The organism is Flavobacterium chungbukense (assembly GCF_020805785.1).
Taxonomy (GTDB): domain Bacteria; phylum Bacteroidota; class Bacteroidia; order Flavobacteriales; family Flavobacteriaceae; genus Flavobacterium; species Flavobacterium chungbukense.
Genome location: NZ_JAJGZV010000002.1, coordinates 657248 through 669381, shown reverse-complemented (window position 1 = coordinate 669381; position 12134 = coordinate 657248). Strand labels below are relative to the sequence as shown.

At 32.2% G+C, this 12134-nt stretch carries 12 protein-coding genes; 5 read left to right on the top strand and 7 right to left on the bottom strand.

Annotated features, from left to right (window positions below; translation table 11 throughout):
• Positions 1–92 precede the first annotated feature (92 nt).
• A complete protein-coding gene (locus tag LL966_RS08210) occupies positions 93–2477 on the top strand; it encodes a TonB-dependent receptor domain-containing protein (protein WP_229352324.1) in 2385 nt (794 codons plus the stop codon).
• 73 nt (positions 2478–2550) lie between these two features.
• Here LL966_RS08210 and LL966_RS08205 read toward each other — a convergent pair whose 3' ends face one another.
• Both LL966_RS08205 and LL966_RS08200 read right to left on the bottom strand, forming a co-directional pair.
• Positions 2551–3219: a ZIP family metal transporter gene (locus LL966_RS08205; RefSeq protein WP_229352319.1), complete on the bottom strand. Its 669-nt coding sequence runs from the start codon at positions 3217–3219 to the stop codon at positions 2551–2553.
• A gap of 96 nt (positions 3220–3315) precedes the next feature.
• Positions 3316–4080 carry a class I SAM-dependent methyltransferase gene (locus LL966_RS08200; RefSeq protein ID WP_229352318.1) on the bottom strand — a complete coding sequence of 255 codons (765 nt, stop codon included), beginning with the start codon at positions 4078–4080 and terminating at the stop codon, positions 3316–3318.
• 111 nt (positions 4081–4191) lie between these two features.
• Between LL966_RS08200 and LL966_RS08195 the strand changes: the two genes are divergently transcribed.
• The 3 genes from LL966_RS08195 (at position 4192) to LL966_RS08185 (ending at position 6463) form a co-directional block, all read left to right on the top strand.
• Entirely contained in the window at positions 4192–5355 is a 1164-nt protein-coding gene (locus tag LL966_RS08195; protein ID WP_229352316.1) for a THUMP domain-containing class I SAM-dependent RNA methyltransferase, read from the top strand.
• A 169-nt stretch (positions 5356–5524) separates the two neighbouring features.
• Positions 5525–5761, top strand: coding sequence for a hypothetical protein (locus LL966_RS08190; protein ID WP_229352314.1), 237 nt, complete (start codon positions 5525–5527; stop codon positions 5759–5761).
• A gap of 9 nt (positions 5762–5770) precedes the next feature.
• A complete protein-coding gene (locus LL966_RS08185; protein WP_229352311.1) occupies positions 5771–6463 on the top strand; it encodes an aspartate/glutamate racemase family protein in 693 nt (230 codons plus the stop codon).
• Between the two features lie 74 nt (positions 6464–6537).
• On the opposite strand, the gene LL966_RS08180 is transcribed toward LL966_RS08185, so the two are convergent.
• From LL966_RS08180 to rlmD, 3 genes are read right to left on the bottom strand one after another with little or no spacing between them, the layout of a single operon-like run.
• Positions 6538–7362 (bottom strand): DUF6048 family protein, encoded by an 825-nt coding sequence (locus LL966_RS08180; protein ID WP_229352310.1) that lies wholly within the window; start codon positions 7360–7362, stop codon positions 6538–6540.
• Positions 7334–7834, bottom strand: a complete 501-nt coding sequence (locus LL966_RS08175) for a DUF6452 family protein (RefSeq protein WP_229352309.1) — start codon at positions 7832–7834, stop codon at positions 7334–7336. The genes LL966_RS08180 and LL966_RS08175 overlap by 29 nt, the downstream gene beginning before the upstream one ends.
• A 10-nt stretch (positions 7835–7844) precedes the next feature.
• Positions 7845–9257 (bottom strand): 23S rRNA (uracil(1939)-C(5))-methyltransferase RlmD, encoded by a 1413-nt coding sequence (gene rlmD / locus LL966_RS08170; protein WP_229352308.1) that lies wholly within the window; start codon positions 9255–9257, stop codon positions 7845–7847.
• A 156-nt stretch (positions 9258–9413) separates the two neighbouring features.
• Here rlmD and LL966_RS08165 point away from each other — a divergent pair, with 156 nt between their 5' ends.
• On the top strand, positions 9414–10463 hold the full coding sequence (locus LL966_RS08165; RefSeq protein WP_229352307.1) for a sensor histidine kinase: 1050 nt from the start codon (positions 9414–9416) through the stop codon (positions 10461–10463).
• A 12-nt stretch (positions 10464–10475) separates the two neighbouring features.
• Here the strand turns inward: LL966_RS08165 and LL966_RS08160 are convergent, their stop codons facing one another.
• On the bottom strand, positions 10476–10877 hold the full coding sequence (locus LL966_RS08160) for a hypothetical protein (protein WP_229352306.1): 402 nt from the start codon (positions 10875–10877) through the stop codon (positions 10476–10478).
• A 138-nt stretch (positions 10878–11015) separates the two neighbouring features.
• Positions 11016–12002 (bottom strand): aldo/keto reductase, encoded by a 987-nt coding sequence (locus tag LL966_RS08155; RefSeq protein ID WP_229352304.1) that lies wholly within the window; start codon positions 12000–12002, stop codon positions 11016–11018.
• Positions 12003–12134 lie beyond the last annotated feature (132 nt).

The following is a 12134-nucleotide window of genomic DNA, read 5'->3' as shown; positions in this document are numbered from 1 at the left end:
AAATGGTTCGACTTTTTTTTGTCGGTCGAATCTGGAAAATTTCTAAGGCAACTTTGCTTCAAATAATCGAAACAAGTTTAAAATTAGAAATCATGAAAAAAGCAAACCTCCTTATCTTTTTATTATTGCCTTTATTTTGTTTAGCACAATCCTTTCAATTAAAAGGGAAAATAACAAATGAAAAATCGCCATTGCAATGGGCAGATGTTTCAATCTTAAATTTGGAAGGAAAAATTATGGATGGAATAACTTCTAAACAAGACGGTACTTTTGAAATTAATCTTAAAAAGGGAACTTATAAAATAGAAATCGGTCTTTTAGGATTTACAGATTATGAAAAAGAATTTACAATAGAAAAAGATACTGATTTAGGAATTATCATTTTAAAAGAAAGCGCAACCAATTTAGGCGAAGTGGTTGTTCAATCTAAAAAGAAAACAATAGAACAGAAAACGGATCGTCTTATTTATAATCTCGAAAACAATGTTACAACTACTGGAAGCGATGCTTTAAGCGCCATAAATACGGCGCCAGGAGTTGTTGTAAAAAATGATGCAATTACGATTTTAGGAAAAGGAACTTCTCGAGTTATGATTGACGGAAGAATGATTGAATTGGCTGGCGAGGAATTGAATAACTTTTTGAAATCTATTTCGGCTGCAGATATTAAAAATATTGAAATTATTAGTAATCCGCCAGCAAAATATGAAGCTGATGGTTTTGGCGGATTAATCAATATTATCATGAAAAAAGGAGTTCGTGATTCTTGGAAAAATTCGACAACATTTTCATATGAACAGAATAAATTTGGAATTTCGACTTTGAGAAACAATTTTTTTTACAACAAAAACAAGTTTAGATTTTCTGCAAGTGTTAATGGAAAAACAGGTTACAAAAATGCCGATGAAGTTTTGGAAATGTATTTTCCAGACGGACTTTCTAAAATGAGCAGTTCAACAAAAGTAAAAAATGAAAATCTTTCAGGAAAATTGGCTTTGGATTATGATCTTTCTGAACGAACAACCATTGGTTTTCAGTATTTAAACGACAGAAATAATCCTGATTTTAAATCGGATATTAGAATCGATAATTATAATACTCAAAATCAATTGGAGAATGTAACGCTAAATAATAGTTTTACAGACAAAGGTTCACGTAATCAAACATATAATGCGCATTTGATTACCAAATTAGATTCTTTAAAAAGAAAATTATCTTTTGATGTGGATTATTTTAATTACAGTTCAAAATTCGATCGAAGTTTTGTTGCCAATAACTACACGCCAGACATGAATTTTATTGATGTAAATCAGTCGGGGAGAAATGTATCGAATCAGGATATTGATAATTCGAGTTTTAAGGCAGATATGGAACATCCGCTTCAAGCATTAAACTTATCTTATGGTGCAAAAATAAGTTTTACTAACAGTATTAGCGATGTTTTGTATTACAACACAATTTCGGGAAATCCAGAATTAGATCCAAATCAATCAAACCGATTTAAATACACCGAAAATAATCAGGCCATTTATATAAATGCGGATAAAAAATGGAATGAAAAATGGAACTTTCAAATGGGTTTAAGGTTAGAAAATACACAAACAAACGGTTTTTCTGAGACTTTAAATCAGGAAACGGTAAATGATTATCTAAAATTATTTCCAACATTTTATGCTTCTTACAAGAAAAACGAAAACAATAGTTTTAGTTTAAATTATGGAAAAAGAATCAACAGGCCTCGTTTTGATTTATTGAATCCGTTTAGAATTTACATCAATAGCAATAGTTATTCAGAAGGAAATCCGTTTTTAATACCTTCATTTAGTGATAATTTTGAGTTTGCACATTCGTATAAAGAAATCCTGAGAACGAGCGTTTTTGTGAATGTTGTTACAAATGGTTATGGCGTTTTGTTTACATCAAACCCTGAAACGAATACACAGATTGTAACGCGCGAAAATTATTTTAAAAATTTAAATTATGGTATTGGAGAAAGTTATTCAGCAAGTTTTGCAGAATGGTGGTCAAGTGAAAATTCATTATACATTTTGGGAGCAAAAACAGAATTTATTAAAAATATCAATGCAACGCCATCAAATAGTTTACAAGTAGATTTTTCGACAAATAATACATTTATATTAGGCAAAACAACTAAACTGCAAATTGATTTTAGTTACAGCTCGCCTTTTAAAAGTGGTTTGTATGAAATAGGTTATGCATCAAGTTTTGATATTGGTTTTAAACAGGATTTGTTTAATAAAACGATGCAGATTGCTTTTTTGGCGAATGATATTTTTAATACTTCTTATTTAAAAGATTTTACTTCTGTTGTAAATGGTGTCAAACAAGTTTACAGTCAGAATGAAAGCAATAGATTTGTTAGATTGTCTGTGGTTTATAATTTTGGAAACAAAAAGATTAATGTGAAGGAACGCGATTTTGGAAATCAGGACGAGAAGAAGAGAACAGGGAATTAAATTAGATAATTAGAAAATGTGTCAATCAGAAAATTATCTGATTATCTAATTGACACATTTTCTAATTAATTTATTACAAAATGAAAGCCAATAAAATTCCGAGAACAATCATAGAAACTTTGGCGATGTTGAATTTGTGTCCTTCGCTGCTTTCAAAAATTATGGTTGATGAAATGTGGAATAAAATACCAATTACAATTGCTGTTATTTCGGTGTAATAATCGTTTAAAATCGGCAAAAATTCTGAAGCTACAGTTCCTAAAGGCGTCATGATGGCAAAGGTCAGCATGAAGGCAAAAATGGCTTTTTTATTTAAATCGGCATTGATGAAAAATGTCGTTAAGATTACGGCAATCGGCAAATGATGAATGGCAATTCCGATAGCAAGACCTTGATGATGACTTACTGGAAATCCTTCTAAAAAAGCATGAATGCATAAACTAATAAATAATAGCCACGGAATCTGAGACATTTTAGCATGACCGTGAACGTGTCCGTGTTCTGCTCCTTTTGAGAAAAACTCCAACACGATTTGGAATAAAATTCCGATCATAATAAAAATGCCAATATTTTGATTGTGAGATTCATAAACTTCAGGAAGAAGATGCATTACGGTTAAAGACAATAGAAAAGAACCGCTGAATGCCAGCAGTAATTTTAAATTGGTTTTGTTTTTTGGTTTAATAAACAAAGCCACGCCATATCCTAAAAGTACAGAAAATAAGGGTAGTAGATAATTCATTTAATTTAGTTGAATCGTTTAATTGTTTAATCGAATAACCGCTGATTTGTTTATTCGATTAAACGGTTAAACAAATTAACGATTACACATACCAATCTATTTAAAAATCATGATTAATCTTTCGCTTTCGGTTTTGTGGAATTTTTTAAGCTTGTAATCTCCGAAAATATCCAGTAGAAAAATTCCAGCTTCATCCATCATATCCTGAAAGTCATTCAAAGTTAATGCTTTTACTTTTTCTGTAAAATGATATTTTCTGCCTTGGTCTTCAAAATCAATTTCTTTAAAAATATGTCCGTCTTCCACATATCTTTTGATGTGAAAATCAATATTTTCAACAGTTTTTACTTCTTCAGGAACAAGGTTTTCAATTACGTTTCCAACGTTCATGAAATCAATTACGGCGAATCCGTATTCTGAAAGACTTTCTTTGATTGCTTTTAACGTTGTGAGGTTATCATCATCATTTTCGAAATAACCAAAACTGGTAAAAAGATTAAAAATAGCATCGAATTTTTCTTCAAAAGGTTCGCGCATATCGTGCACTTTGAAATGAAGTGTCTCGTTACCGTTTTTGCTGGCTTCGAGAATACTGTTTTCAGATAAATCTGCACCTAATACATTGTATCCTAATTGATTTAGATAGATAGAATGACGCCCTTTTCCGCATGCTAAATCCAATACTTTTGCTTTTTCAGGCAAATTAAGATAATGCGTTAAATTGTCCATGAAAATTTGGGCTTCACGATAATTTCGATCCTTATAAAGAATGTGATAATACGGAGTATCGAACCACGAAGAATACCAATTTTGATCGTCGCCTTCCTGATTTTGGTTTGATGCGTTATGCTTTTCAGACATTTATTCTATTTCAATTAATTCAAAGTCCGGCAAATTTAGTGTATTTTTGCCGAAAAATAACTATTTCGCTGTTATAGGTAATAGCGATTGGCTTTTTTTAATTGAAAAGAAATGGAAGAAAATTTTAAAATGATTGCCAAATGTTTTTTTGGCTTTGAAGAAATATTAGAAAAAGAGTTGCGTGCACTTGGAGCTCAAGATGTTGAAAGAGGTGTAAGAATGGTAAGCTTTAAAGGAGACAAAGGTTTTATGTATAAAGCCAATTTGTCTTTGCGTACAGCACTTAAAGTCTTAAAGCCTATTTACTCTTTTAGAGCAAATAATGAACAGGCGCTTTATAAAGGAATTTCGGGTGTGAATTGGTCTAAATTTTTAAATGCAAATCAGACTTTTGTGATCGATTCGACTGTTCATTCTAGTTTTTTTAACCATTCTGAATTTGTTTCTCAAAAATGTAAAGATGCAATTGTAGATCAGTTTAGAGAAAGAACTGGCCAGCGCCCTAGTATTGATAAACAATATCCTGATTTACGTATTAATATTCATATTGATAAAGACCAGGTTTCTGTTGCTTTGGATACTTCTGGAGCTTCTCTTCATCAACGTGGTTATAGAACAGCGACAAATATTGCTCCTATTAATGAGGTTTTAGCAGCGGGAATTCTTTTGCTTTCTGGTTGGGATGGACAAAGTCATTTTCTAGATCCAATGTGCGGTTCTGGAACTTTCTTGGCAGAAGCAGCTATGATTGCCTGCAATATTCCAGCAAATATCAACAGAAAAGAATTTGCTTTTGAAAAATGGAAAGATTGGGATAATGACTTATTTGATACTATTATTGAAAGTTTAATGAAAAAAACAAGAGAGTTTCATTATTCTATTAAAGGGTTTGATAAGGCACCAAGTGCTGTAAGCAAAGCAAAAGACAATATAAGAAATGCCAATTTAGAAGATTATATCTCTATTAGCGAGGATAATTTCTTTGATACTGAAAAAGGAGTGGAAGGAAAGCTTCATATCGTTTTTAATCCGCCTTATGATGAACGTTTAGATATTCAGATGGAAAGATTTTACGCTAATATTGGAGATACTTTAAAGAAAAGTTATCCAGGAACTAACGCGTGGTTTATTACAGCAAATTTAGAAGCTCTAAAATTCGTTGGATTAAAACCTTCGAGAAAAATTAAACTTTTTAACGGAAGTTTAGAAGCTCGTTTGGTAAAATACGAAATGTACGAAGGAAGCAAGAGAACGAAATTTCAGGTTTCAGAATAGGTACAAAAGGGACTAAGATTCTAAGGTTCTAAGATTCTAAGATACCAAGGGTTTTAGCTCGCTGAAAAATAAATAAAACACAAGTTAAATAATTAATTTTCTGTTGTTTAAGTTTTAAGGTAAAACTTAGAATCTTAGCACCTCAGAACCTTAGCACCTCAAAAAAAACATGTCAAAACTACAGCTACGAGCTTTTTTATATCAATTAGCAGCTTTTGGAATTCTTTTTATTGCATTCCGATATTTAATTGACGCTTATACTGGATTAACAGGATTCTGGATTCCGATGACCGCTTTTATTGTGGGAACGATTGTTGGTCCTAAATTTCAAGCCGTTCGAACTAAAGACGGTGAAAAGCTTTTTATGAAATGGCTTTTCATTAAAGGAATCAAAGAAATTGGATAAGATTAGATTATGAAGAAAATTGGACTTATCGGAGGGATCAGCTGGGTTTCTACATCCGATTATTATACTTTGATTAATAAGGGAGTTAATGAAAAACGAGGAGGTTTAAATTTCTCAGAATGCCTGATTTATTCTTTTAATTATGCCGATATAAAAAGGAACAACGATAATAACGATTGGGATACTACTTTTGAGATGCTTTTAAAAGCTGCAGAAGTTTTGAAATCGGGTGGAGCAGAAGCGATTGTCTTATGTGCCAACACGATGCATTTAATAGCAGATAAACTCCAAAGTGCTATTGGATTGCCTCTAATACATATCGCAGAAGAAACAGCTGCCGAAATTCAGAAAAAGCAAATTAAAAAAGTAGGTTTGCTGGGAACAAAATTCACAATGGAATTGGATTTCTTTAAAGATAAGCTAACTGAAAAAGGAATTGAAACTGTAATTCCAAATAATGAAGCTGACAAAGATTTTATTCATTATACCATTTTTGAAGAGCTAGGACGTGGTCTTGCAACTGATGAAACAAAAAAACGTTACATAGAAATTGCAAAAGAATTAATTAAAGACGGTGCAGAAGGAATCATTTTAGGATGTACCGAAATTCCGTTGGTTATAAAAGAAGGAGATTTAAATGTTCCTATTTTTGATACCACTTTGATTCATACAACAGCAGCAGTTAATTTTCAATTATCATAAAAAAAGGCAAATTCAAAATATGAATCTGCCTTTTTTTAAACCTTAGTATCTTAGAATCTTAGAACCTCAAATTTCTATGGTTTTTTCTTCTTAGGTACTTCTTTTACCACTTCAGAAGCCATTGTTTTCTTTTTGTAGATAGGGATAAAATAAGAAACAGTATAATTGAATCCTACTCCAAAACTTCCATCATACGTTCTGTTGAAGCCTGGAATGTATAGGTTTTCAAAATTACCAGGCTCTTTATTCATTACGAGAAGTTTAAGCTGTACTCCAAAACCAACAAATACGTTTTGTACAACTTGCGCCTTCAACCCTAAACCCACTTCTATCCAGCCAGCAGTCAGACCGCTGAATTTTTGATCTGTAGCGATTGCAGGAAGTTCTCCCCAATACGGATTCGGATTGTAGATTTTATAACTATGCAATTCCTGATTGAAAGTACTAAAACCACCACGCATTCCAATCGTGATTAGATTTTCCATGTCCAGCCAGTTTTGATAGAAATTATAATCAAATCCACCTTTAATATAAGTTCCAGAAGCAGAAGAGTTTAATCTGTCGTCATCTGTTGTTTTATCTTCATAACCTAACTCAGCTGCTAAATAGTATTTTTTTGTTAATCTCCAGTCTCCAACAAATTCGATTCCTTTATAATCTTTATCATAAAGTCCGCGAGTCAGTTTGTATAAATCGACACCTACACGAAGTCCATAGCGATCTGTTTTTACAACGCTGTCTTTTTTTACATCCTGAATTTCTGTTTTTACAGCTTCAGTTTGCGGTTTTTTCGTTTTTATTTCTTTATCTTTTGAAATCTCTGGTACGTCCTGAGCATGCCCTAAAAATACCGAAAACAATAAACAAATACTAGAAATAAACTTCAACGTGTGTTTCATTTTCAGAGTCAATGTTAGGGTTAATTAATTGTACTTTAGACATCCAAACGGTGTCTCCGTCTGGATCTGTACGAGTGATTGAACTTACAGTAAAGATAGTTTTAAAACCACAGGCTCTTGATACATATACATTTTGAGTAGTATAATTAATAGTCAAAACATCTGTATTTCTATCAGCAGGAATGGTACTGGCAGCGTTATAAATTAATTTATAAGTTGTGATTGTATCATTAACTTTTAATGGTAATTCTATTTTGCTCACAGCAGAAAAGGTAAGACCAGTTTCTGCGTCTTTACCTTCACCAATAGCAGTCAAATTACTTATTTTTCTCAATACAGTAGGATCGGCATTATCATAAAATGTGATAACCAGTCTTGGTGTAGTTGGTGTGTTGGAATCACAGATATCATCTTTCTCGCAGCTTGATAAGCCAAAAGTAAAAAGCAATAAAAGAGAGACTAGTTTTTTCATCTATATTTTTCTATCGAAGTTCTAAAAGTACAACATTTTCAACATGATGTGTCTGCGGAAACATATCTACAGGTCTAACACGTGTTACTTTGTATTTCTCATCCATTAAAGCCAAATCACGTGCCTGAGTTGCAGAGTTACAACTTACATAAACTACTTTTTTTGGAGCAATTTTCAAAATTTGTTCCACAACATCTTTATGCATTCCATCGCGTGGAGGATCAGTTATAATAACATCAGGTTTTCCGTGCTGAGCAATAAAAGCTTCATTAAATACTACTTTCATATCTCCAACAAAAAACTCACAATTAGTAATATTATTGCGTTCTGCGTTTGCTTTGGCATCAATAATTGCCTCAGGAACACTTTCTACTCCGATTACTTTTTTTGCTTTTTTTGAAACGAACTGAGCAATTGTACCTGTTCCAGTATACAAATCATAAACCGTTTCATTTCCAGTCAGACCAGCAAATTCTCTTGTGATTTTATACAATTCGTAAGCTTGATCAGAATTGGTTTGGTAGAAAGATTTAGCATTGATACTAAATTTTAAACCTTCCATTTCTTCTAAGATGTAATTTCTTCCTTTATAAAGAATAACGTCTTGATCGTAAATTGTATCGTTTGGTTTTCCGTTTACCACATATTGCAATGAAGTAATTTGAGGGAATTTCTCGTATAAATGATTTAAAATTAATTCTCTATTTGCTTTGTCTTCTTCGAAAAACTGAATTAAGACCATAATTTCGCCAGTTGAAACTGTACGGATCATTACGGTTCTCAATAAGCCAGAATGCTCTCTTGGATTGAAAAAAGCTAGATTATGTTCATTTGCAAATGCTCTAATTTCGTTACGAATTGCATTTGAAGGATCTTCTTGTAAATGACATTTGTTAATATCAAGAATTTTATCCCACATTTTCGGAATATGAAAACCTAATGCATTTCTGTTTCCTAAATCTTCAGTGCTTCCAATTTCTTTTTCGGTAAGCCAACGGCTGTTTGAAAAAGAAAATTCCATTTTATTTCTATAAAAAAACTGTTTCTCAGAACCTAAAATATCTTCAAATTCCGGAAGTTCAATTTTTCCTATTCTTTGTAAATGATTTTTAACTTCATTTTGTTTAAAAGCAAGCTGTTGGCCATACTTCATATTTTGCCACTTACAGCCTCCGCAAACGCCAAAATGTTCACAGATTGGTTCTACTCTGTAGTCAGATAATTCATGAAATTTTACGGCCTTACCTTCGTAGTAAGCCTTTCTTTTTTTAAATGTCTGTACGTCCACAACATCTCCAGGTACCACATTCGGAATAAAGATTACTTTTCCGTCAGGCGCTTTGGCTACTGAAACTCCTTTTGCACCAGCGTCAAGAACTTGAATTTGATGAAAGACAATTTTGTCTGTATTTTTTCTTCCCATAGCGCAAAAATAAGCCTTTGAAAACTTTTACAAATTTTATTTATAAAATTTTTTAGAAATTCTTTAAAAAATTAGTTTAGTTCAGTTTAAAAGTTAATTTTGTTTGTGTAATAAACCCAAAGAATTACAGTTTTAACCTACTATTATTGTTGCTTTATGAAGTTGTATCATACACTCTCTCAAATAAGCTTTCTTAAAAGAAGCTATGCTTTTAAATTTCTATTTGTTGCATTTATTGGTATTCATATTCCCTTAATCGGAATTTTGTTTTTTGTACTTTATTTCCAGCATAATATCTCACCAACTTCTATTCTTATATTTTCTTTGATAATGACGTTGATTGCAACGGCATTAACTCTTTTGGTATTAAAACGATTGATAAAACCAATTGCAACGGCTTCAAAAGCTTTAGACGATTATAGAAATTCAAGAAAATTAGCGGTGTTGCCGACAGAATATACAGACGAAGCTGGGTTATTAATGTGTAATATTCAAGAATCTATTTATGAGGCGGAAGGTTTTATTAATGAAAAGCAGGATTTAATTTATATGCTTTCGCATGATTTGAAGAACTTTGCTGGAAATCCTCAAGGATTGGCGAAATTAATCATAAGCGAAGAACCAACACAATCTATTAAAAATCTGGCAGAGTTAATCTGCGAATCGACCAATCTTCAGTTTAGATACATTGAAAATTTCATTAAACTTTTAAAAGAACAAGATGAAATCGTGAAGATAAATCCAGAAACTAAAACTATTTTATTTCCTAATATTCTACCTTTTATTAATGAACAAGTAGAACAGCGTTTATTCGATAAAAAAATAAAACTGAATTTAGTTTTAGAATGTGTTGAAGCTAAACTTAAAATAGACGAAGGGCTTTTGATTCAGGTTTTAGTAAATTTAATTAGCAATGCTGTTAAGTTTTCTTATTTTGATAGTGAAATTAAAGTCCGAATTTATGCAGAAGATTCAAAGCTGATTTTGACTGTAAAAGACAGCGGAATTGGATTTGATAAACATCAAATAGAGGAATTATTTAAGAAATTTACCAAAATGAGCCGTCTCGGAACTGCAAATGAAGGTTCTGCAGGAATTGGATTATATCTATGTAAAAAGATAATCGAGAGAAATAAAGGCCGATTGACAGCATCGAGCGATGGTAAAAACCGAGGTGCCGAATTTAGAATCGAGTTTGATATCTAATTTTCTCTGTTTTTAGTACAATGCTGAGCTGTAACTTAATTTAGGTTTTCCATCAACACATTCTACACCGGTTGGAGGTATTACAATATCACAGGTTGACATTATTTTCCATTTTATGTCATAAGCAGTTTGTGCTTCGGTATAAGCTTTTACTTTTGCAAGAAACTCTTCTTTGTTTATTTTTTTTGAGTATGGAATGTAAAGTGCCACACCTCCACAGGCTTTAGTGCCAAGCGGCGTAAAATCCCAATCTTTCGAATCGGTACAGGATTGTGTGGTAGCTAATGAAAGCGCAATAATCTCCTGATGCATTTTTTCTAATTTTGCAGCATCCTGCTCTTGCGCAGTAGATTCATCATTTGTACAAGCAGCAAAAAATAACGTTGCTAGTAAAATAAAACTTAGTTTTTTCATGGTTAGTGATTTTAAAGTTAGTTTTATTATTAGATGCGTTGATTGACAAATGGTTGCGTGAACTTTTAAAAAAACTGAGATACTGGAGCTAAAAAACTTAGCATTACAATATCTCAGAATTTTATTCTTTTTAAGAAATTACCAAAGCTGATGAACAGCAGGTTTTATAAGATCGTTATAAATCTTATTCATCTCAGAGATTTTTTCAGTGGTTAATTTCGGACTATCGTAAACAGATAAATTCGATAAAACATGATTTACTTTTGATGCGCCTGGAATAATACAGCTGATTTCATTAAAACTCAAAATCCACTGTAATGCAATCGGTGCAAGGTTTTGTGATTCTGGAAATACTGTTTTTAAAGCTTCAACGGCTTTTAATCCTAAATCATAATCAATTCCAGAGAAAGTTTCGCCTTTATCAAACGCTTCTCCGTTACGATTAAAATTACGGTGATCTTGAGGTTCAAAAGTTGTATTCTTGTTAAAAGTCCCCGTTAGAAGTCCACTTGCTAGAGGAACTCTTGCAATAATTCCGATATCTTTTTTTCTAGCTTGTTCAAAAAATAATTCTGAAGGACGTTGACGAAACAAGTTGAAAATAATCTGAACCGTAGTTACATTATCATATTCAATTGCTTTTAAAGCCTCTTCGACTTTTTCGACGCTTACGCCAAGATTAAGTATTTTTCCTTGCTCTTTTAGTCGGTCAAACATTTCAAATATCTCAGGACGATAATATACTTCAGTAGGCGGACAATGTAATTGAATCAAATCTAAAGTTTCTAAACCAGTTCTTTTTAAGCTGTCTTCAACAAATTTTTGAAGCACTTTTGGAGAATATCCTTCATTTACATGCGGATTAATTTGACGTCCGCACTTTGTAGCGACAAAAATTCGTTCAGAACGAGAGCGAACGACTCTTCCAACGGCAGTTTCACTTAATCCATTTTCATAAACATCGGCAGTATCAATAAAATTAACGCCATTGTCAATAGCAGTATTCAAAAGTTCGTCAGCAGTTTTATCATCAAAACCCGAACCCCATTTTCCTCCAACTTGCCATGTGCCAAGCGAGATTTCAGATATATTAAAGTTTGTTTTTCCTAGTTTTCTGTAGTTCATTTTTTTAAGGTTCTAAGGTTCTGAGATGCTAAGGTCCTAAGTTTTTTTTCTTTCTTTTCTAAAGTTGCTAAGATTCTGAGATACAAAGTTTTTAGTTATCCAAATCTTAGCATCTTAGAACCTTAGCAACTT

What these genes read in the sequence shown, in the direction of transcription:
- LL966_RS08210 (WP_229352324.1), top strand. Translation starts at nt 93, where the DNA reads ATGAAAAAAGCAAACCTCCTTATCTTTTTATTATTGCCTTTATTTTGT.
- LL966_RS08205 (WP_229352319.1), bottom strand. Translation starts at nt 3,219, where the DNA reads ATGAATTATCTACTACCCTTATTTTCTGTACTTTTAGGATATGGCGTG.
- LL966_RS08200 (WP_229352318.1), bottom strand. Translation starts at nt 4,080, where the DNA reads ATGTCTGAAAAGCATAACGCATCAAACCAAAATCAGGAAGGCGACGAT.
- LL966_RS08195 (WP_229352316.1), top strand. Translation starts at nt 4,192, where the DNA reads ATGGAAGAAAATTTTAAAATGATTGCCAAATGTTTTTTTGGCTTTGAA.
- LL966_RS08190 (WP_229352314.1), top strand. Translation starts at nt 5,525, where the DNA reads ATGTCAAAACTACAGCTACGAGCTTTTTTATATCAATTAGCAGCTTTT.
- LL966_RS08185 (WP_229352311.1), top strand. Translation starts at nt 5,771, where the DNA reads ATGAAGAAAATTGGACTTATCGGAGGGATCAGCTGGGTTTCTACATCC.
- LL966_RS08180 (WP_229352310.1), bottom strand. Translation starts at nt 7,362, where the DNA reads ATGAAACACACGTTGAAGTTTATTTCTAGTATTTGTTTATTGTTTTCG.
- LL966_RS08175 (WP_229352309.1), bottom strand. Translation starts at nt 7,834, where the DNA reads ATGAAAAAACTAGTCTCTCTTTTATTGCTTTTTACTTTTGGCTTATCA.
- rlmD (WP_229352308.1), bottom strand. Translation starts at nt 9,257, where the DNA reads ATGGGAAGAAAAAATACAGACAAAATTGTCTTTCATCAAATTCAAGTT.
- LL966_RS08165 (WP_229352307.1), top strand. Translation starts at nt 9,414, where the DNA reads ATGAAGTTGTATCATACACTCTCTCAAATAAGCTTTCTTAAAAGAAGC.
- LL966_RS08160 (WP_229352306.1), bottom strand. Translation starts at nt 10,877, where the DNA reads ATGAAAAAACTAAGTTTTATTTTACTAGCAACGTTATTTTTTGCTGCT.
- LL966_RS08155 (WP_229352304.1), bottom strand. Translation starts at nt 12,002, where the DNA reads ATGAACTACAGAAAACTAGGAAAAACAAACTTTAATATATCTGAAATC.